The sequence below is a fragment of the Pedobacter sp. AC212 genome (assembly GCF_979258625.1).
Genome location: NZ_OZ409870.1, coordinates 3,980,238 through 3,999,642 on the forward strand (window position 1 = coordinate 3,980,238; position 19,405 = coordinate 3,999,642).

The following is a 19,405-nucleotide window of genomic DNA, read 5'->3' on the forward strand; positions in this document are numbered from 1 at the left end:
ACCGCAAACACTCATTTTATATAATAATTAACAAAAAAAAACCTCGATTTTCATCGAGGTTAAATTTTTAATTTCCTGTTATTTGAACTTCAGTTTTCGAGTTTCGATCATTCCTTTAAATTCGTGGTCAAGTTTTTCGTTATTGCTATCAATTACCTGCCTAGACACGCCAGAGGTGCTACTTAATGTGCTTTCTTTTAAATATGAGGTAAATGCGCCTGTAGCAGAATAATTTAAAGCCTGGGCTAATAATTTTTCTGATGGGTCTCCAAAGTCTTTAGTCAAATCATCAACTACATCCTTATCTACTGCCATTCCATCGAAATAATCGCCGAAGCCTGACTGATTTTTAGTTTGAAACTGAGGGATGTACAAGTCTTTTTTATCGATTCTGAGAGAGAAAAACCCAACTGGTTTGCCGTATGTTTTTCTGCCAATTAACTTTACATCCATTACTGGTTTTAAGTTGTTAATCAACAACTCGCTTGCAGATGCTGTTCCGCCTGCAACTAAAAAATACACCCTTGTTAGTCCATTTAAACTTCCGCGTTTAGCAAAAACTTCTTGATTTCCGGCAGCTGGAGTAGGTTTATATGAATAATCGAAGAAAGAATATAATCTTGTTACCCCATCATTACCTTTGCCATAAAATTTTTGATTTTCTAAAATCGTTGCCTGACCATCTTGCATGGTTTTGGTCCAATAAGTGGTATACATTATTTTTCCATTTTGCGATGCAGGAGCTATTAAATTGGTAAAAGCTTCTGATGTTGCAACCGAACCTCCGCCATTGTAACGCAAATCAACTACTAGTTCTGTGATTCCATCCGTTGTAAACTTAGTAAAAGCAGCATCCAATAAAGGAACAGAATTGGTGGTGAAGCTGTTAAAAACAATATAACCAACTTTTTTCGCCCCTACAGTATATGTATTTGAGTATAGAATAGGATTAATATTATAACTGCCTCTGTTAATTACCAAATCTTGTGAAGTACCATCAGGCTTTACAACAGTCATTGAAATACTAGGGTTACTACCAAAAATACCATCGTTTAAATTATCGATATCGCTTTGACTGGTTCTTAAGGTTGTTCTGCCATTCACCCGGGTAATTTGATAGCCCCTTTTTAAACCAGCAAGAGCCGCAGGAGAAGTAGCGTAAACAGATTTAACCCGCAATAAATTATTAGCATCGTAATTTGCTGAAAAACCATAATCACCACTTACACCGCCCAATTGCCCGGCAACGGCACCATTATCAATAAACGAATATTTATCTTTTCCACCTGTGCTTGGCAATGCCGCAAGCGCTGCTAATACTTGATCATCGTTCGCATACTTGCGTGGATTAAAGGTATCATAATCAGGCATGCCCACATTCCAGAAGTAAGTTTGTTTCGCATATAAAAAGATAGAATCGCGGGTTAAATAATCACGGTTTGAAGTTGGAGTTTGCAGTGTATTTTTTTCTGCTACAGGAGTAGATGAATCTGAATCAGGTTCTGTATTGTTCTTTTTACAAGAAGCTAAAAAACCAGCCGATCCAACTAAAAAGAACAAAATGCTCTTCTTCACATTAACTTTTCTTAACATATCTATTTGTAAATTTCCAGTGACACAATATACGGCAAATTCATTAACTTGGATTGTTGTTCATCAAAATTATTTGCCCCCACAACTAACGTATCATCTGGCGATAAATTGTTGTCGTTTAGGATCTTCTGAAATATTTCTGCCTTCTCTACTCCCATTTCATCTGCAAAGTATACCGTTAGGTAATTTTCCAGTCCGTTCCATTCTGTTTGTTTAATTTTATTAAGCTGCTGATCTGGATTTCCAGCCGTCACGATGAATATTTTTTTTCTTTCAATTACCAACTCTTGCATAAACTCTAACAGGTTTTTGAACAATAAAAGTTTTAAAGGCAGTCGGGCGTTTTGATGAAGCAAATCAAAATTGTATTGGTATTTGGCGTCAATTTCAAAAGCCTTCGCTGTTTTTAAGAATAAATCTCCTACTCCTGATTGCTCAAATTCACCTTTCATAAAATCTAAGATAGCTTGTGCATTTTTTTGCTCGCTATATTCGATAAACTGGGCAAATAAATAATAAACCTGAAGCAGATAATCCTTTTCAGGGTAAAGCACATTATCAAGTTCAAAAATGACGATCTGCTTATTTTTTACTAGCTCGTATGCATCCATCTTAAATCATAAGGAGTTTTAAATCATCGTTAGGATTGTTGTAACCGAAAACTCCGTTTAGTTCTTGGTTCTGTTTTTTAAAAATTTCAGCACCGCTAGCGAAAATACATTCACCTTGAATGAATACCGCATAGTTTACATAGTTGGTCTTTTCAAGCGAAATATAATTCAGTAACGAATCTGCTGGTGGAGTTAACACCTGAATGCCATATTCACCAAACAAAACGGCTGATTTTGCGAGAGGTTCTATCTCATAATTGTGTAACGGGATGATGCAATCAATAGCTTCAGTGATGCAAAAATTCAATAATAAATGTGCAATACTATCTTGATTGAGCTTGCCCAATGAAGTAAAAGCGTAATTTTTCGTTACAATACCCGGAACGTCGCCATAGTCGGCTAGCAGAACAAAATGACTAGGAAATGCCTTCATTAACTTTAAGGCTTTGGCATTATTTCCGCCGGTAATTAATATTTTCAATGTTTAAATGTTATTTGATACTCAGTGTTGAATGGGAAATGGGAAATTGATAATTGGTAGTAGATAACAGGCAGTTGATAACTGGTAATTGATAAATGGCAACTTTCTAAACGATCAAACCATCTTTCATCGTTACGACACGATCGCTTGTTTTAGCCAGGTGTTCGTTATGCGTTACAATTACAAACGTTTGCTGAAAATTATCTCGAAGTGTTACAAAAAGCTGGTGTAAGGCTGATGCATTTTCTGAATCAAGATTTCCGGAAGGTTCGTCAGCCAGAATAATTGATGGATTGTTAATTAGTGCTCTTGCAATGGCTACCCGTTGTTGTTCTCCACCCGATAATTGGTTGGGTTTATGATGAGCTCTGTTTTTCAAACCAAATAAATCAAGCAATTCCAAACCTCGGGTTTCTGCCTGCTTTTTATTCGTTTTAGCAATGAAAGCCGGAATACATACATTTTCCAACGCACTAAATTCAGGCAATAAATGATGGAATTGGAATACAAAACCAATATTTTGGTTGCGAAAAGCGCTTAACAATTCTCCACTTAATTTATTTATGATGGTTCCTTTAAGCTCCACTGTCCCGTCATCAGGTTTATCTAGCGTACCTAAAATATGGAGTAAAGTACTTTTTCCCGCACCAGACGGACCAATAATACTCACGATCTCCCCTTTCTGAACTTCAAAATTAACACCTTTTAATATTTGCAGGTTTCCGTATGATTTTCTTATTCCAGTGGCTTTTAGCATGGCGTAAAAATAGTTAAATTTTTGCTTTGTGAATGATAAGTTACAGGTTGTAAGTATAAGGCTTGATATATAACACCCCATCTACATTTTTATTATTCGTCAATCTGTGTAAGTCCTTAATCTTCGTAATCAATCCGATAATCATCTCTAAAATCAATTTATTAAAAAAAAGTTTGCAGTTATGAGAATCTTATTTAACTTTGAAAAACAAAGCACTTTCAAAATGAGTAATTCTGAGGAACAACTAAACGCATTAAAAGACATCAGACAAATGATGGATAGATCTTCAAGATTTATCTCGTTAAGTGGTTTATCTGGCGTATTTGCTGGAGTTATAGCTTTAATGGGTGCCTACTTTGCAAACGATGAAATTGAAAAATTCATCAACAAAAGAGGTTATAGTTATGGAATAGAAGGCGAAATAGACCTGGAATTTAACTTAATCAAACTGGGTGTTTTTGTGTTGGTAATTGCTTTAGCGGGTGGAATTTTGTTTACTTATCGAAAAAGTCAACGGAATAATTTACCAATCTGGGACAAAACCTCCAAATCACTGTTAATCAATTTGGCTATTCCATTGGTAACTGGAGGATTATTTATCATCGCGTTGCTGATTAATCATGCTCATACTTATGCTATTATTGCGCCTTCTTGCCTCATTTTTTACGGGCTGTCGCTCATTAACGCAAGTAAATATACCTATAGCGATATTCGCTATCTGGGCTTCCTGGAAATCATTTTAGGATTAATTTGTATGTTTTATGTGGGTTACGGGTTAATATTTTGGGCAATTGGCTTCGGCGTACTTCATATTGTTTATGGATTGGTGATGTATTTTAAATACGAGAAAGGCCAATAAAATGAAAAATCCAATAGCAGATCTTAATAAAATATTCGACAGCCGAATTCGGCTCGGCGTAATGTCGATGCTGATCGTTAACCATGAAATTAGCTTTAATGATTTGAAACAGATGCTCGAACTCACAGATGGAAATTTAGCTTCGCATTTAAATACACTGGAGCAAGCCGAATTTATTGCGGTACATAAAGGTTTTATCGGGCGTAAAACCAGCACCACCTATTCTATTACCAATTTAGGAAAACAAGCTTTTAAAGCGCATTTAGATGCACTTGAAAAAATGATTAATAAACTTTAAACTATTTTTTTTGAAAATACACTTTGAATTTCAAAGCACTTTTAGACCTAAAATCCATGAATAATCAAGCAGAGCCACAGATTATCAATCAATGCAGGCAACTAGCCATAATTTCCGCATCAATCGGAACTTCAATTTTTCTTTTCTTTCTTCTTTTCAGGGGAGAAACCCCGATTTTGGGATTAGGGTATTTATTAATCGCCGCATTAATTAATGGCATTTTCTTCACAGTCCTTGCGATTTCATGCTATACCCACAAGCATTATTGGCGTAAAATAGTTGCCACGATGATTTTCATGCTGGCAAACATCCCATTAAGTATTTTCTACTGTTTCATCGCACTTAAATCATTATAAAAATGAAAACGAAATCTAATTACCTCCTACTCGCTACCCTTATTGGAGGGATACTATTTAACTTGATGTTTTGGTCAGAAAGATTGGCACTTAACCTACTCATTTACAGCGTATTTATCTTAGGCATTACCTTCTTCAACAGCGAGGTTGCTAAAACGAAGAAATTTAAACTCTACGCAATGGCCCATTTACTTGCAGCAGTTATGGTGGTGGTTAACAATTCCGATTTATCGCTTGCTACATACTATATCAGTTTTTTACTATTTGTCGGTTTTTCCCACTACCAAAGCATCAGATCGGTTTGGGTAGCACTTATGGCCACAGCACTACAAATTATTGCCATCCCTGCAACCGCATTTAGGCGACTATCCAATCTTCAAATCGGGAATTTCAAATTTAGACCATTCCTAAGGCCATTAAAATACATTATCCTGCCAATCATTATGGTATTTATTTTCATCGGCATCTACAGTGGAGCTAACGCAATTTTTGAAAAATATGCTTCCGAACTTGGAGATAGCATTGCAAAGATATTAACAGATTTATTTGGCTTTATTTTCAATGATTTAAGCTTCGAGCGCTTCATTCATTTTGGTCTCGGCTTAGCCTTAACCGGGGGATTACTCATCACCTTTTACGATCGTGTTTTTGAAAAGATTGAATTGAATCTGAATGAAGATCTGCATCGAAATAAAACTAAGAGCAGAATTAAAAGCCTTTGGAATGAGGTTGCCGGAATGTTTATGGGTAGAGTGATTTCAAAAAAAATGGCGCTGAAAACCGAATACATTGTCGCGGTGATTTCTTTTGTTGCTTTAAACTTTTTATTACTGATGCTAAATGGAATCGATATTTGGTGGTTATGGCTTGGTAAAGGGAAGCAATTGGCCGAAACGAACTATGCCGCCGAATTACACGATGGCACAACCGCCCTCATCTTCAGTATCATTTTAGCAATGGCCATTATTGTTTACTTTTTTAGAGGAAATTTAAACTTCTATTCAAAAAGCAGAACGTTAAAAATTTTGGCATTTGCGTGGATGATCCAGAATTTTCTATTAATTATTTCTGTTTTCATTAGAGATGCGCATTATATTGAAGTTTATGGTCTCACTTATAAACGTATAGGCGTAATTGTATTTGCCACACTCTGCCTAGTGGGCTTAAGCACTGTTTATTTGAAAATAGCCAAGCAAAAAACATTCTTCTATCTGCTAAAGATCAATGGAAATATTTGGTATCTCCTATTATTGGTTTTCACAATGGTGAATTGGGATGTTGTTATTGTAAAATACAATTTAGCGCACAGAGAAACCATCGCATTCGATTCGGATTATTTACTTTCCTTATCAGATAAAACGCTTCCAACAATTGATCAGCACAGAAGGGAACTTGATTTAGCCGACGGAAATTTCGGAAGCCTTGCGCCTAAAGGTACAATTCTCATTGGTGCTACAAATGATCAACTTCAATTAAAGCTTGATCAACGAATAGGTTTTTTTAAAGAGCGATACAAAGGGGTTAGCTGGCTTTCATGGAATTTGCAGGATTGGAATACGGCAAAATATTTTGGAATAGAAAGATGAAAAGGCATTACAAAATTATAATTATGCTTCTAGCTCTGGCATCATTAGCATGGTTTGCTTTAGCCAACTTTATAGAAAGTACAATTGAAATGCATATTAATGAACCAAATACAAAATAAATACCATGCAAATTCATTCATCACAATATTGGACTGATTATTTCACTAAAAACGCAGCTTTTTGCCGGGTTGATTGGCAGTTAAAACCAATACTGACAGACCTGGAAAGGAGCAACATTTTGAAATCATTACAGGCTTGGCAACTAGGAGAAACTTCGGAAGGTGAACATTTACAACACGCAGCACAGAAATATGCCTCCGAAATTAATGACCTCCACTATCCTATTGCTGTTAAATTATTTATTAAAGAAGAACAAAAACACGGGAACAACCTAGGAAAATATCTTGACCTAATTGAAGCGCCCAGAATTAAAAAAGATTGGGGCGATAGCTTATTTAGAAAAATAAGATATTATAATACAAATATGGAGCTGTGGACGATTGCTGTCATAACTGTTGAAAGCGCTGCGCAGATTTTCTATCAGGCATTGAAAGATGCGACAAACTGTACACTATTAAAACAAATTTGTACCGATATTTTAATTGATGAAGCAGCACACATCACTTTTCAAAAGGAAAGACTTTATATCATTTTTAGCAACAAAAACCCAATTTCGAAATTTATCGCCTATCATGCCTATTCCTGCTTCTTTATATGCACAAGTCTGGTAGTATGGTTTGCGCATCAGAAATTGTTCAAAGCCGGCAAAATGAACTTCAATAAATATTTCTCCAAAATGAAACTCAAGCTGAAGAAGGTTGCTGGAAGAAGCACCCTGTATGGCTCGAGCTATGAAAATATCAGTCATCAACCAACTCCAAAAATTATTCAAACGGTACAATAGTTCTCATTAAGCAGACAAATGATTTCACTTGCAACAAATATTAAAAATGTATAAATTAATTAACACAAATAACATCATGAAAAATCAAGAAACAGTAAGCCCATTTAAGTTAAGAATCACAATTATTTTGAGCGTGATCGCATTCATTTTATGTATTCCCTTGGTTGCAATGCAATTTACCAACGAAGTAAATTGGACACTATCAGACTTTGTTGCCGCTGGCGTATTGCTATTAAGTACAGGTTTAGCCATCGAACTGGTGATTAGAAATATGAAAACTGGCACCAGCAGAACCATTGCTTTGGTGGTAATTTTAATTGCACTGTTTTTAATTTGGGCAGAAATGGCTGTCGGTATTTTTGGGTCGCCAATAGCTGGAAGTTAATTCCACATTGCATAAACCAGAAACTTTTCCATTTTTCTCGAATCATTAGAATCCAGCTACATTATGAAAACCATAACGCTCATTGCAGTCATCACCATTAATTTATTAATGTTATCCTGCTCAAATCAAGAAAGAACAATTTCTACAGAAGTAGATAATCCATCAGGAACCAGCGAAGAACCAAAAGCGCCAAAGGTAAAATATAGCTCTTCGATCATAATCGAAAATAAGGATCTGATTATTTATCCATTACAGTTAAATGATGGCCAATCTGATAGCTACAAACGCGACGGAGGAATAAACTATTGGAATTTAGCATTTTATAACGTGATATCGGGCAAAAGTGAATTATTAACCCGTGAGAAACTGATAATCAACAGTTTTAATGTTGGTAACCCAGATAAAAACCCAAACCAATCCGCTTTACTAGCGAATAATTTTATCTATTACGAGGTTACCAATGCTGATTTTGACGGTGACAAAAAGTTAACATCTGCAGACCCTAGAAACTTGTTTTTATCCAGCTTGGAAGGCAAAACCTTTGTTCAAATTTCTCCTGAAAATTATTCTATACAGAATTGGAAAATTGATGAAAAGCATGATTTAATCTTAATGGATCTGATAAAGGATACAAATGGTGATAAGATTTTTGATGACAAAGATGAGATGGAGTATTTCGTATACAGCCTTAAAACCGGAGCTCCAGCCAAACCTGTGTTCGATACCGCTTTTAGAAATGAGGTAAAAGAACTCGCTAAAAAGGTCTTATAAAATTTGCAAGCGACCCAATCCAAAAACGCTAGCCGCAGTTGGATAAATCCTTTGAAAAGCGGGAATACTTTTGATTCTTTTTAAGAGTTGACAACTTTAATATCAAATTGGAAAGAAAGCTGTATACTCTACAAGTTTAAAAAATTGCAGCATGGGCAAGACTACTTTTCCGGATTAACATAAAACGTTCATTTTCTACAAAAAAACGGAAATATCTATTTGTTTAAAGGGTTTGAAATTGTAGCTTTGGGCAAATTTTGTAGCAAATGAATATTCACGAATACCAGGGTAAACAAATATTAAAAAGTTTCGGTGTTAACGTTCAAGAAGGAATTGTTGCCGACACTCCAGAGCAAGCTGTTGAGGCTGCTAAGCAACTGAAAACTGATTATAACTCTGATTGGGTTGTAATTAAAGCGCAAATTCACGCAGGTGGTCGCGGTAAAGGAGGAGGCGTTAAATTAGCCAAAAACCTTGACGAAGTGAAACAACGTGCAACCGATATCCTTGGTATGCAATTGGTTACCCCTCAAACCGGACCAGAAGGTAAATTGGTGAGTAAAATTTTAGTCGCTCAGGATGTTTATTATCCAGGTGCTTCTGAAACTAAAGAATATTATATTTCAGTATTGTTAGATCGTGCAAAAGGTCGCAATATTATTATGTACAGTACTGAAGGCGGTATGGATATCGAAGAAGTTGCTGAGCATACTCCACACTTAATTTTTAAAGAAGAAATCGACCCTAAAGTTGGTTTACAAGGCTTCCAGGCTCGCAAAGTAGCTTTTAACTTAGGTTTAAGCGGCGCTGCACACAAAGAGATGGTTAAATTTGTAACTGCTTTATATAAAGCGTACGATACTACCGATTCATCGATGTTTGAAATTAACCCAGTGTTAAAAACTTCTGATGATAAAGTGATCGCTGTTGATGCTAAGGTTGATATTGACGAAAATGCATTATACCGTCACCCAGATTATGCAGCAATGCGTGATACGGCTGAAGAAGATCCGATGGAAGTTGAAGCAAGTGCTTCTAACCTAAACTTCGTTAACCTTGATGGTAACGTAGGCTGTATGGTTAATGGTGCTGGTTTGGCAATGGCGACAATGGATATTATTAAATTGGCTGGTGGTGAACCTGCTAACTTCTTAGACGTTGGTGGGACTGCAAATGCACAAACCGTTAAAGCGGCTTTTAACATCATTTTAAAAGACCCTAACGTTAAAGCTATCTTAATTAACATTTTCGGTGGTATTGTTCGTTGCGACCGAGTTGCGCAAGGTGTTATCGATGCTTACCAAGAGATCGGAAATATTCCTGTGCCAATCATTTGCCGTTTACAAGGTACAAACGCAGAAGAAGCTAAGAAATTAATCGATGAATCAGGACTTAAAGTTTACTCTGCAATCGCTTTAAAAGAAGCTGCAGATTTAGTAACTAAAGTTTTGGCTGAACAAGCATAAAAAAGTTGAAAGTTGAAAGTTGAGAGTTAAAAGTTGAAAGACTAAAACTCAAAGCTTGTTGAATAATAAAAAACCTTTCAGTGCAAACTGGAAGGTTTTTTTGTTTCCAAAATTGCCATCATTGCGAAGCCAATTTTTCATCGAGTGTGGCAATCTCATTTGCTTTTTTCTGTAAATCAGGTTTCTATGTGCTTCGGTTCCGAAAGTCCTGCTATCCTTCCTGCCGATAAAAAAATCGGCATCCATTCTATCCCTTAGGTTTATTTAATATAATTCATTTCAAGAAACGAAATTTTGAAACTCATTGCATTTTCCGTCTTTCGTGTTTCCGTGGCAAATAAAATTGAACCGCCAAAAACCGACGAAGTCCTTCCTTCGAATTCAATCCTTTTAAACCTCGTAAGCTAATTAGCTCTGAATTCTAAAATATCTCCTGGCTGGCAATCCAGAACCTTGCAGATAGCTTCCAGGGTTTCCAACCGAACTGCCTTTGCTTTACCAGTTTTTAAGATGGATAAATTGGACATCGTAATCCCAACGCGTTCACTTAATTCGGTAAGCGACATTTTGCGACGAGCAAGCATTACATCTAAATTTATAATAATTGGCATTGAATATAATTTAGATGGTTAAATCGTTTTCTTGTTTAAGTTTAAGACCAAATGCAAATATCCCAGCGAAAATTAAATATTCCAATCCATGCATTAAAAATTGCCCAAGTTCCTTCCCATCCATCGAAACTTTTAAATCGTGATTAAAAATTGTGGAGTGCTCGAATATATAAGATGTTAAATAATAATACAGAATGCTTATCGGAATATAAAGCAATTCAACGATGCCAAATTTCTTCAAACGATTAATATTTTCAGTCGTGAAAATTTCCCCTTTGATAACATCATTAATCAAGTCTTTAATTTGTTTAAGTTGATAAAAGGAAAATATTAGGCCGATAATAACGAAGGTAAAATAGCTCAATGCAAATGGATTAATTAACTGCTGTGTTTTGAAGTCAGACAAAGTTGCTGTGACTTTTGCAGGTTTATTTATTTCGAAACTAAAGGTGTCGCTTAGGGTTGTTAAAGTTGGATGAGGGGCGTTTAAAGTCAATTCAAATTCCACCAAGTCTACCCCCGGTATTTTATCATCTGAAATAACAGATTTAAAGCACATGATAGCCCAAACGCAACAAATAGCGATGCCAAGATACCAAGAGGAATCGATAAGAAATTTGTAAAAAGATAGAGATCGTGAATTTATCATAATTATATAGTTAAATCGCTTTCTTGTTTCAATTCAATTCCTTTTCTGAACACTAAAGCTATAGTTATTAACGTTAGGCCAAATACAAATAACCAAAAATTAAAGTCTGCCTCTCTGATAGTATCGATTTTAAACACACCATCTTTAGCATATAATCCGATTAAATTATAGAAATAAACCAAAAACGAAGTTATCATTGAGTTAATGCCCATCGACAAAAGTCTTTTATAATTTATAACGTTAAAAACATTATCACTCTTTGCCGAATTGATAAATGCATAAAGCATCGCAATAATTCTTGATCCTAAATAAGCACTAGTTAACACGAATACTCCTGACAAAAGTTGAAGAAACACACTAAGTTCGCCAGCTATAATGCTACCAGATTTATTCGAAGGAACACCTTGCCAACCCTCTAAAAATCCCTTAGAGGCATCACTAACACTCAAAAGAATCACAACAGCTAACAATATAACATACGCTGTTTTTATAATGGTTATTTGTTTATCTATTTTCATAATCATATCGTTAAATCGTTTTCTTGTTTTAAATCCCTATTTCTTCTTAATATAGCTGTAGTGTAAAAGATCATATTGGTTATAATGATAAAACTTAGGTTCGGAACGAAAAGATTAGGCCATACTGTATTGAATAAGTATAAAACTTTTTCCACTATAACTTCTGGCCATACCACAGTGTTTATTTGAGCACTAATATAAATCAAAGTGACACTAATAGAAATTGAGATCCACTGAACAATGATGAGCCATTTGATTCTTTGGCTATTTGAATCATCACTAGTAGAAATTTTAATGTACCAGCTCAAAAGGACAAAGAAAAGGATGTAAAATGCGGTTGACAATAAACCATAATAAATTTGTAATCATTCGAAATTCTTGAATCAAAAAAATTAAAAAGGTAGAGAATCGTAGACATTTCCAGTATACCAATAAATGCTCTTATACCAAAAACCGTGAACCTACCAGTACTTTTCGGTTTCATCCCCTGAGATAAGGATTTTATAATCGTCATATATTTTCAATAATTTACTTATCAAACATAAAAAATAAATTATTACAAAACAAAATATATTTATTGATTTACAATAAATAATATATGCAAATCAATGATACTAAGATAGTGTTAGTAATTACTGACAAAAACTTTATTGGAATGATTTTTGTTATAAGTAAAACTATAAAAAACGTGTGCAAACAGCAACATTTTCAGTATTTTATCCTTTCGGATTGCTATACAATTTCGTAACTTTGCACACTTCAACAATTAAAGAGCACACAAAACGTATAAATGAGACAACTCAAGATAACGCAATCCATTACCAACCGTGAAAGTCAGTCGTTAGATAAGTACCTACACGAAATTGGTAAAGTAGATTTAATAACAGCAGAGGAAGAGGTAATTTTAGCAAGAAAGATTCGTGAAGGCGATCAAGCTGCATTAGAGCGATTAACTAAGACCAATTTACGTTTCGTAGTATCTGTTGCAAAACAATATCAAAATCAAGGTTTAACTTTAGGCGATTTAATTAATGAAGGTAACTTAGGTTTAATTAAAGCGGCAAAACGTTTTGATGAAACTAAAGGTTTCAAGTTCATTTCCTATGCCGTTTGGTGGATCCGTCAATCAATTTTGCAAGCTATTGCAGAGCAAAGCCGTATTGTACGTTTACCTTTAAACCAAGTTGGTTCATTAAGTAAAATCAGCAAGGCTTTCTCTAAACTAGAGCAAGAATATGAGCGTGAGCCATCGCCAGAAGAATTGGCAGATATTTTAGAGACTACTGTTGATAAAATTTCGGATACTTTAAGTAACTCCGGCCGTCACGTTTCAATGGATGCTCCATTCGTTCAAGGTGAAGAAAATACATTGTTAGATGTGTTGGAAAACCATGAGCCGAACACGGATAGTTCATTAATTAACGAATCATTATCAGAAGAAATTAAACGTTCTTTATCTACTTTAACTGAAAGAGAAAGAGAAATCATCGTGTTATTCTTTGGTTTAGGTTCAAACCATCCGCTTTCATTAGAAGAGATTGGTGAAAAATTTAACTTAACCCGTGAGCGTGTTCGTCAGATTAAGGATAAGGCACTACAACGCTTACGTCATACTTCAAGAAGTAAAATCTTAAAATCTTATTTGGGCTAAAATTATAACTTTTGTTATAACAGTAATATCTAGGGACCGACAAATTCGTCGGTCTTTTTTTATGCGCTAAATTTTCAAAGAAAATTATGCTTATATCAACTTAGCTATAAGCCACTATCGCGTTTCCCAGCAAGGCAGCAGGAAGTTGTATTTTACAACAAAAAGGCAATCTTGCGCTTTCCGAACCCTCTCTCGTCATTGCGAGAAACGATTCTTCATCGTTTCGTGGCAATCTCACTTCTGCGATATAATACTCGAATGAGATTGCTTCGTCGTACCTTCTCGCAAAGACGAGCGATGATATCAAAAACTTCGAACATTTAAGCCCGTCAGTCCCAGGCAAGTGGGAATCCTAAAGCGATCGCTGATATTTCAAGTAGTCCTGGCGATGTGGTCAGCTAGCACATAAAAAAAGATCGGTAAACCGATCTTAAATTGATATGTTTTTTCTTCCTAGATTTCTTCGTTCCTCGCAATCACGACAAATTGTTAAAACAACAAATGTTTAACTGTAAGTCCATTATTTATGAGTTGCTTTAAAGAATCAATTCCAATTCTTAAATGGGTTTCGACATACTTCTCCGTTACAGCACTATCACTTTCTGCAGTTTTAACACCCTCTGGAATCATTGGCTGGTCTGAAACCAATAACAATGCTCCTGCTGGAATTTTGTTTGCAAAGGCAGTAGTAAATACCGTTGCTGTTTCCATATCAACTGCCATCGCCCTTAAAGTTTTGAGATACTTTTTAAATTCTTTGTCGTGCTCCCAAACCCTTCTGTTTGTAGTGTAACAAGTTCCGGTCCAGTAATCTCTACCATGATCACGGATAGTTGTAGAGATTGCTTTCTGCAACGCGAACGCTGGCAATGCCGGCACTTCTGCAGGAAGGTAATCGTTTGAGGTTCCTTCTCCCCTAATTGCTGCGATTGGCAAAATTAAATCGCCTAATTGGTTCTTCTTCTTTAAGCCACCACACTTACCTAAAAACAAAACTGCTTTTGGCTTTATCGCTGTCAACAAATCCATCATAGTTGCTGCAAGCGGACTACCCATGCCGAAGTTGATAATGGTAATTCCATTTGCAGTAACACTTTGCATAGGCTTATCCAAACCCATAATTGGGGCATTGTCGTTCCACTCCGAAAACATGCTCACATACTTACTAAAGTTAGTTAACAAAATGTAATCACCAAATTGATCCAGCGGTCGGCCGGTGTATCTTGGCAACCAATTTTTAACAATTTCATCTTTCGATTTTAAACCAGATTTAACAGGACTTTCAACCTCTTTAACCTTTTTGGCTTTCTCCACTATGGCTTCGTCTTTTTTTACGTCTTTTTCTTCATTCATATTTTAAGGCTTTGAGCAAAGCGCTTGGCGCTTAGCGTTAATAAATATTATATTAAAAAAAATCCCTCCCGATGCTCGGGAAGGATTTGAATTTTTATGCGGCTTGTAACTTCTTAAAGTCGGCCTTTTCAAATTTTTCTATCGCATAATCGAGCGTGATGTGCAACTCCTTGACATCCGTTTGCGTCGGCGTGTCGAACATGGCATCCAACATAATCGCTTCACAAATCGATCTCAAACCACGAGCGCCCAGTTTGTACTCCATTGCCTTGTCGACAACAAAATCCAAAACATCATCTTCAAAAACTAAGTTAACATCTTCATAAGCAAAAAGCTTAACATATTGCTTAATTAATGAGTTTTTAGGTGCTGTTAAAATATTGCGCAGCGATTCTTTATCCAACGGATTCAAATGCGAAAGAACTGGAATACGACCAATTAACTCTGGAATTAATCCAAAAGATTTTAAATCCTGAGGTGTGATATACTTGTAAAGGTTTTTAAGATCTAAAACGGTCTCATCTTTCTTCACTTTATAACCAACAGCCTGCGTACGCAAACGATTTGCAATTTTACGTTCAATACCATCAAAAGCACCTCCGCAGATAAACAGAATGTTATTAGTATTTACAGGAATCATTTTCTGATCGGGGTGTTTTCGTCCGCCTTGAGGTGGAACATTTACGACCGTACCTTCCAAAATTTTCAGTAATGCCTGCTGAACACCTTCGCCTGATACATCACGAGTGATTGAAGGGTTATCGCTTTTACGGGCAACCTTATCCACTTCATCAATATATACAATGCCACGTTCTGCGGCAGCAACATCGTAATCAGCAGCTTGAAGTAAACGTGTCAAAATACTTTCAACATCCTCTCCTACATAACCTGCTTCCGTTAAAACCGTTGCATCGCAAATACAAAATGGTACGTGCAGAATTTTCGCAATGGTTTTAGCCAAAAGGGTTTTACCAGTACCTGTTTCACCTACCAGCATGATATTCGATTTCTCAATCTCAATCTCGTCTTTATCAACTTTTTGATTTAAACGCTTGTAATGGTTGTAAACTGCAACTGAAAGCACTTTCTTAGCATCATCCTGACCAATTACATATTGATCCAGATGCTGCTTTATTTCTAACGGTTTAAGTAAAGAAATGGCAGCCTGGATATTTTTAGTGTTTTTGGTTCCTAATTCCTGTGCAAGCAGTTGATTGGCCTGAGTAACGCACTTATCGCAGATAAATGCATCCATGCCTTCAATTAACATCAAAGTTTCATGCTTGCCAGAATGGCAGAATGAGCAACGGGATTCTTTATTTTGTTTCGCCATCTTTTTTTGAGTTTCTCGATAAAACTTCATCAACCATACCAAATCCTTTTGCCTCATCGGCAGTCATCCAGTAATCGCGATCTGAAGCTTTCTCTACCCAATCATAACTTTGGCCAGAGTGCTGTGAAATAATATCGTATAATTCTTTTTTCAATTTTAACATTTCTCTCAAGTTGATCTCCATATCAGATGCAACACCTTGTGCACCACCTGATGGCTGGTGAATCATTACTCTTGAGTGAGGTAACGCAGCACGTTTACCTTTAGCTCCTGCAACCAATAATACAGCGCCCATTGATGCCGCCATACCTGTACAAATTGTAGCCACATCTGGCTGAATGTATTGCATGGTATCATAAATACCTAAACCTGCATATACCGAACCACCTGGTGAATTGATGTAAATCTGAATGTCTCTATCAGCATCTGTTGATTGCAAAAACAATAACTGAGCTTGAATAATATTAGCATTCTGATCGTAGATTGCATCACCTAAAAAGATAATACGATCCATCATCAACCTTGAAAAAACGTCCATTTGAGCTACGTTCAACTGACGTTCTTCAATAATGTAAGGCGTCATGTTCTGTGGATTCATGTTCGCCTGTGCAATAAATTTATCTACGTGTAAACCGCCAATCCCCTGATGTTTAACGGCAAATTTTCTGAATTCTTGTGAATCTATGTTCATAATATTGTATTGCGTTTAGAGTTTGGCGTTGAGCGTTGATTAACGAAAGCCAAACCGGATTATAATTTTAACAAATATTTTCTGAAGTTGGTTAATTTCCGTGCCAATTTATCTAATTCTTCGAGATAATAAAGCAGTTCAATGTCAGAAATATATTTTCTCCTTTCCAATACCACCAAAATATTAGCATTTTCAAACGCAGATCTATGCGCAATATTCAGATAATGAGCAAATTCCTTGTTTGAAATGGAACCAGAACCTTCGGCAATATTATTGGATATGCTAAGAGCAGCCCCATTGAGCTGCTCTGCAAATCTATATTTTTTATCGACTGACAATCGGTCAGCTATATCAAGTAATTTATCAGTTAGTTCGATAGATAACTGCCAAACTTCGAGCGATTGAAATTTAAGTTGAGCCATCGCTAAATATAAGCAATCGATCAATCATTTTGAACGCCTATCGCTAATCGCCTAACGCTAGTCCTTCTTATCCAACTCTACAAACTTATCGTAATCAATTTCTTTTTGATCCAAGGTTACGATAGTTTTAATTTGTTCGAAAGTTTTAGCTGCTTTAACTTCTTCGAAAGTGCGGTTCGCATTTTCTTTATCTTGTAAAAATTGAACAGCGTATTGCGCCAATTGATCTTCTGGAAGTGGGCTTGGGCTATACATTCTAAATTGAGCATCTAACTTCGCTTTAGCCGCTGCAACAACATCTTCATATTTAATTTCGATACTGTTATCTTTGATGATTTTGTTTTCGATTAATGTCCATTTAAGGTTTTTAGCGAAATCATCATAACCTTCTGCTAATTCTTCGTCGGTTAATTTTTCGTTTGTTGCTTTTAACCAACGACGTAAGAAATCATCCGGTAAATCGAAAGCATGTTTTTGTAAAAGTGCTTCGTAAATATCGTTTGATAATTTACGTTCGGCATCTTGTGTAAACATACTTTCTACTTCTTCCTGAATTTTTGCTCTGAAGCCAGCTTCATCTGTTACTGTGCCTTCGCCAAATACTTTATCGAAAAATTCCTGATTTAAATCTGATTCTTCTAAACGGTTAACATTTTTTACTGTCAACTGGAAGTTCGATTTTAAATCTGCTGCATCCTCTTCAGAAATATTTAGTGCTTTAGCAATCGCCGCTTTATCTTCAAATGTTTTTTGAACATCGATTGTTACTACATCATCCTTTTTTAAACCCACTAACGATTTAAGAACTTTTTTATCCGAGATTAAATCTAAACGGATAGTTGCAGTATTTGTGATGCCACCTTCGAAAATAGAACCATCTGCACCTAACTGAACTAATTCAGCATATAAAACATCACCTTCTTCAGCAACTTCCGGGTTTGTCATTTTACCATAGCTGCGACGGATGTTTTTGATACGGCTCTCTAAAGTCTCCTGATCAGCTTTAACTACATACTGTGTAAATTTATCTTTAGAAGAAACATTAACATCAAACGCTGGCGCTAAACCCAATTCGTAATCGAACTCGAATTCATCGGTATTATCCCATTTAAAATCGCGTTCGTTATCCATTTGAGGCAATGGCTGACCTAAAATTTCTAATTTTTGCTCAGCAATGTAGTTTGATAACGTATCATTTAATAAGTTATTGATCTCTTCCACTAAAATGCTTTTGCCATACATTTTCTTAATATGAGCAGCAGGAACCATTCCCTTACGGAAACCAGGTAGTTGTGCTTTTTTAGCCTGATCTTTAATAGCTTTTTCTACTTTCGGACTATAATCAGCAGGTGCGATTTTGATTTTTACAACAGCATTTAAGTTGCCGGTTTTTTCCTGTGTAATATTCATTTTTAGAGATATGAGTATTTAGAAGTGAGATGTGAGACAAGCTTAGTGTTCGCAAATCACCCCCGTTGTTATTAATCAATGTTTTTAAAAACAAAACCGTTCCGATGTTTAAATCGAAACGGCCTTTATCTTGTTGTGCGGAAGAAGGGACTCGAACCCCCACGCCGTGAAGCGCCAGATCCTAAGTCTGGTGCGGCTACCAATTACGCCACTTCCGCAGTTAGGATGTATTAAGGACTGCAAAGATAGAAACTAGATTGAATAATCAAAAGGTATGCACCAGTTTTTATCTATTATTTTTTATTAAAAAAGCTAAGTCGCTAATTCTGAACGACAAAAATTTCAAAATAATATTAATTATTATCTTCAGCTTTGCTACTTCATCACCACTTCAGAAACTTCTATCAAATCTGGCCCACCCTCTATTGGGTAACCCGCGACTTTGGTACCTCTTAAAACTACTTGTTTATCGGCATAGGTATCGAGATTTAAACTACTGCTTCTAAGCGCATAAGCTTTGCCGCCATAACTAATGGTATGGGTTCCGTACTGATAAGTCGTCATTCCTAATTTGGTTAGCCTGCCTTCTATTGAAATCGATTCCCCGGAAGACGCAGTTCGCATGATCCCACATCCAGAAACCGCAGCAACAAATAATGTGAGGTAAATAAATTTTTTCATAGGTGAAGATATTAAGTTT

At 36.0% G+C, this 19,405-nt stretch carries 22 protein-coding genes and 1 tRNA gene; 9 read left to right on the forward strand and 14 right to left on the reverse strand.

Annotation, left to right across the window (positions count from 1 at the left end; genetic code table 11):
* Nucleotides 1-78 precede the first annotated feature (78 nt).
* The 4 genes from ACZZZC_RS16955 to ACZZZC_RS16970 all read right to left on the reverse strand — a co-directional run bounded on the left by ACZZZC_RS16955 (nucleotide 79) and on the right by ACZZZC_RS16970 (nucleotide 3,442).
* Complete coding sequence (locus tag ACZZZC_RS16955) at nucleotides 79-1,593, reverse strand: S41 family peptidase (RefSeq protein ID WP_463483227.1); 1,515 nt, start codon at nucleotides 1,591-1,593, stop codon at nucleotides 79-81.
* Nucleotides 1,594-1,595: 2 nt separating this feature from the next.
* Entirely contained in the window at nucleotides 1,596-2,204 is a 609-nt protein-coding gene (locus tag ACZZZC_RS16960) for an HAD family hydrolase (protein WP_463483228.1), read from the reverse strand.
* Between the two features lies 1 nt (nucleotide 2,205).
* Nucleotides 2,206-2,685, reverse strand: a complete 480-nt coding sequence (locus ACZZZC_RS16965) for a hypothetical protein (protein WP_463483229.1) — start codon at nucleotides 2,683-2,685, stop codon at nucleotides 2,206-2,208.
* Nucleotides 2,686-2,791: 106 nt separating this feature from the next.
* Nucleotides 2,792-3,442, reverse strand: a complete 651-nt coding sequence (locus tag ACZZZC_RS16970) for an ABC transporter ATP-binding protein (RefSeq protein ID WP_463483230.1) — start codon at nucleotides 3,440-3,442, stop codon at nucleotides 2,792-2,794.
* A gap of 181 nt (nucleotides 3,443-3,623) precedes the next feature.
* On the opposite strand from ACZZZC_RS16970, the gene ACZZZC_RS16975 reads away from it, so the two are divergent.
* The 8 genes from ACZZZC_RS16975 (at nucleotide 3,624) to sucC (ending at nucleotide 10,067) form a co-directional block, all read left to right on the forward strand.
* The gene (locus tag ACZZZC_RS16975) at nucleotides 3,624-4,301 is read left to right on the forward strand and encodes a hypothetical protein (protein WP_463483231.1); all 678 of its coding nucleotides are present in this window, start codon (nucleotides 3,624-3,626) and stop codon (nucleotides 4,299-4,301) included.
* A gap of 1 nt (nucleotide 4,302) precedes the next feature.
* Nucleotides 4,303-4,599, forward strand: a complete 297-nt coding sequence (locus tag ACZZZC_RS16980; protein ID WP_463483232.1) for a winged helix-turn-helix domain-containing protein — start codon at nucleotides 4,303-4,305, stop codon at nucleotides 4,597-4,599.
* Between the two features lie 56 nt (nucleotides 4,600-4,655).
* Nucleotides 4,656-4,955 (forward strand): hypothetical protein, encoded by a 300-nt coding sequence (locus ACZZZC_RS16985; RefSeq protein WP_463483233.1) that lies wholly within the window; start codon nucleotides 4,656-4,658, stop codon nucleotides 4,953-4,955.
* A gap of 2 nt (nucleotides 4,956-4,957) precedes the next feature.
* A complete protein-coding gene (locus ACZZZC_RS16990) occupies nucleotides 4,958-6,541 on the forward strand; it encodes a DUF4153 domain-containing protein (RefSeq protein ID WP_463483234.1) in 1,584 nt (527 codons plus the stop codon).
* Between the two features lie 124 nt (nucleotides 6,542-6,665).
* Entirely contained in the window at nucleotides 6,666-7,445 is a 780-nt protein-coding gene (locus ACZZZC_RS16995) for a ferritin-like domain-containing protein (protein ID WP_463483235.1), read from the forward strand.
* 76 nt (nucleotides 7,446-7,521) lie between these two features.
* Complete coding sequence (locus ACZZZC_RS17000; protein ID WP_463483236.1) at nucleotides 7,522-7,830, forward strand: hypothetical protein; 309 nt, start codon at nucleotides 7,522-7,524, stop codon at nucleotides 7,828-7,830.
* Between the two features lie 63 nt (nucleotides 7,831-7,893).
* On the forward strand, nucleotides 7,894-8,601 hold the full coding sequence (locus ACZZZC_RS17005) for a hypothetical protein (RefSeq protein WP_463483237.1): 708 nt from the start codon (nucleotides 7,894-7,896) through the stop codon (nucleotides 8,599-8,601).
* Between the two features lie 266 nt (nucleotides 8,602-8,867).
* Nucleotides 8,868-10,067, forward strand: a complete 1,200-nt coding sequence (gene sucC, locus ACZZZC_RS17010) for an ADP-forming succinate--CoA ligase subunit beta (protein WP_463483238.1) — start codon at nucleotides 8,868-8,870, stop codon at nucleotides 10,065-10,067.
* Between the two features lie 404 nt (nucleotides 10,068-10,471).
* On the opposite strand, the gene ACZZZC_RS17015 is transcribed toward sucC, so the two are convergent.
* From ACZZZC_RS17015 to ACZZZC_RS17025, 3 genes are read right to left on the reverse strand one after another with little or no spacing between them, the layout of a single operon-like run.
* A complete protein-coding gene (locus ACZZZC_RS17015) occupies nucleotides 10,472-10,678 on the reverse strand; it encodes a helix-turn-helix domain-containing protein (RefSeq protein WP_056849713.1) in 207 nt (68 codons plus the stop codon).
* Between the two features lie 10 nt (nucleotides 10,679-10,688).
* Nucleotides 10,689-11,327 carry a DUF2975 domain-containing protein gene (locus tag ACZZZC_RS17020; protein ID WP_463483239.1) on the reverse strand — a complete coding sequence of 213 codons (639 nt, stop codon included), beginning with the start codon at nucleotides 11,325-11,327 and terminating at the stop codon, nucleotides 10,689-10,691.
* A gap of 2 nt (nucleotides 11,328-11,329) precedes the next feature.
* Entirely contained in the window at nucleotides 11,330-11,845 is a 516-nt protein-coding gene (locus ACZZZC_RS17025) for a DUF2975 domain-containing protein (RefSeq protein ID WP_463483240.1), read from the reverse strand.
* Nucleotides 11,846-12,635: 790 nt separating this feature from the next.
* Between ACZZZC_RS17025 and ACZZZC_RS17030 the strand changes: the two genes are divergently transcribed.
* On the forward strand, nucleotides 12,636-13,496 hold the full coding sequence (locus ACZZZC_RS17030) for a sigma-70 family RNA polymerase sigma factor (protein ID WP_010601359.1): 861 nt from the start codon (nucleotides 12,636-12,638) through the stop codon (nucleotides 13,494-13,496).
* 489 nt (nucleotides 13,497-13,985) lie between these two features.
* On the opposite strand, the gene ACZZZC_RS17035 is transcribed toward ACZZZC_RS17030, so the two are convergent.
* The 7 genes from ACZZZC_RS17035 to ACZZZC_RS17065 form a co-directional block, all read right to left on the reverse strand.
* Entirely contained in the window at nucleotides 13,986-14,849 is an 864-nt protein-coding gene (locus ACZZZC_RS17035) for an AMP nucleosidase (protein WP_265797650.1), read from the reverse strand.
* A 94-nt stretch (nucleotides 14,850-14,943) separates the two neighbouring features.
* The gene (gene clpX, locus ACZZZC_RS17040) at nucleotides 14,944-16,182 is read right to left on the reverse strand and encodes an ATP-dependent Clp protease ATP-binding subunit ClpX (RefSeq protein ID WP_056849710.1); all 1,239 of its coding nucleotides are present in this window, start codon (nucleotides 16,180-16,182) and stop codon (nucleotides 14,944-14,946) included.
* A complete protein-coding gene (gene clpP / locus ACZZZC_RS17045; RefSeq protein ID WP_056849709.1) occupies nucleotides 16,166-16,873 on the reverse strand; it encodes an ATP-dependent Clp endopeptidase proteolytic subunit ClpP in 708 nt (235 codons plus the stop codon). Before clpP ends, clpX begins: the two co-directional genes overlap by 17 nt.
* Nucleotides 16,874-16,932: 59 nt before the next feature.
* Nucleotides 16,933-17,295, reverse strand: coding sequence for a four helix bundle protein (locus ACZZZC_RS17050; protein WP_463483241.1), 363 nt, complete (start codon nucleotides 17,293-17,295; stop codon nucleotides 16,933-16,935).
* Nucleotides 17,296-17,352: 57 nt separating this feature from the next.
* Entirely contained in the window at nucleotides 17,353-18,705 is a 1,353-nt protein-coding gene (gene tig, locus ACZZZC_RS17055) for a trigger factor (protein ID WP_463483242.1), read from the reverse strand.
* A gap of 136 nt (nucleotides 18,706-18,841) precedes the next feature.
* Nucleotides 18,842-18,923 (reverse strand) — tRNA-Leu (locus ACZZZC_RS17060).
* Nucleotides 18,924-19,080: 157 nt separating this feature from the next.
* The gene (locus ACZZZC_RS17065; RefSeq protein WP_463483243.1) at nucleotides 19,081-19,386 is read right to left on the reverse strand and encodes a lipoprotein; all 306 of its coding nucleotides are present in this window, start codon (nucleotides 19,384-19,386) and stop codon (nucleotides 19,081-19,083) included.
* Nucleotides 19,387-19,405 lie beyond the last annotated feature (19 nt).

Bases quoted from the DNA above. Each gene is read 5' to 3' on its own strand.
- ACZZZC_RS16955 (WP_463483227.1), bottom strand. From the start codon at position 1,593: ATGTTAAGAAAAGTTAATGTGAAGAAGAGCATTTTGTTCTTTTTAGTT.
- ACZZZC_RS16960 (WP_463483228.1), bottom strand. From the start codon at position 2,204: ATGGATGCATACGAGCTAGTAAAAAATAAGCAGATCGTCATTTTTGAA.
- ACZZZC_RS16970 (WP_463483230.1), bottom strand. From the start codon at position 3,442: ATGCTAAAAGCCACTGGAATAAGAAAATCATACGGAAACCTGCAAATA.
- ACZZZC_RS16975 (WP_463483231.1), top strand. From the start codon at position 3,624: ATGAGAATCTTATTTAACTTTGAAAAACAAAGCACTTTCAAAATGAGT.
- ACZZZC_RS16980 (WP_463483232.1), top strand. From the start codon at position 4,303: ATGAAAAATCCAATAGCAGATCTTAATAAAATATTCGACAGCCGAATT.
- ACZZZC_RS16985 (WP_463483233.1), top strand. From the start codon at position 4,656: ATGAATAATCAAGCAGAGCCACAGATTATCAATCAATGCAGGCAACTA.
- ACZZZC_RS16990 (WP_463483234.1), top strand. From the start codon at position 4,958: ATGAAAACGAAATCTAATTACCTCCTACTCGCTACCCTTATTGGAGGG.
- ACZZZC_RS16995 (WP_463483235.1), top strand. From the start codon at position 6,666: ATGCAAATTCATTCATCACAATATTGGACTGATTATTTCACTAAAAAC.
- ACZZZC_RS17000 (WP_463483236.1), top strand. From the start codon at position 7,522: ATGAAAAATCAAGAAACAGTAAGCCCATTTAAGTTAAGAATCACAATT.
- ACZZZC_RS17005 (WP_463483237.1), top strand. From the start codon at position 7,894: ATGAAAACCATAACGCTCATTGCAGTCATCACCATTAATTTATTAATG.
- sucC (WP_463483238.1), top strand. From the start codon at position 8,868: ATGAATATTCACGAATACCAGGGTAAACAAATATTAAAAAGTTTCGGT.
- ACZZZC_RS17015 (WP_056849713.1), bottom strand. From the start codon at position 10,678: ATGCCAATTATTATAAATTTAGATGTAATGCTTGCTCGTCGCAAAATG.
- ACZZZC_RS17020 (WP_463483239.1), bottom strand. From the start codon at position 11,327: ATGATAAATTCACGATCTCTATCTTTTTACAAATTTCTTATCGATTCC.
- ACZZZC_RS17025 (WP_463483240.1), bottom strand. From the start codon at position 11,845: ATGAAAATAGATAAACAAATAACCATTATAAAAACAGCGTATGTTATA.
- ACZZZC_RS17030 (WP_010601359.1), top strand. From the start codon at position 12,636: ATGAGACAACTCAAGATAACGCAATCCATTACCAACCGTGAAAGTCAG.
- ACZZZC_RS17035 (WP_265797650.1), bottom strand. From the start codon at position 14,849: ATGAATGAAGAAAAAGACGTAAAAAAAGACGAAGCCATAGTGGAGAAA.
- clpX (WP_056849710.1), bottom strand. From the start codon at position 16,182: ATGGCGAAACAAAATAAAGAATCCCGTTGCTCATTCTGCCATTCTGGC.
- clpP (WP_056849709.1), bottom strand. From the start codon at position 16,873: ATGAACATAGATTCACAAGAATTCAGAAAATTTGCCGTTAAACATCAG.
- ACZZZC_RS17050 (WP_463483241.1), bottom strand. From the start codon at position 17,295: ATGGCTCAACTTAAATTTCAATCGCTCGAAGTTTGGCAGTTATCTATC.
- tig (WP_463483242.1), bottom strand. From the start codon at position 18,705: ATGAATATTACACAGGAAAAAACCGGCAACTTAAATGCTGTTGTAAAA.
- ACZZZC_RS17065 (WP_463483243.1), bottom strand. From the start codon at position 19,386: ATGAAAAAATTTATTTACCTCACATTATTTGTTGCTGCGGTTTCTGGA.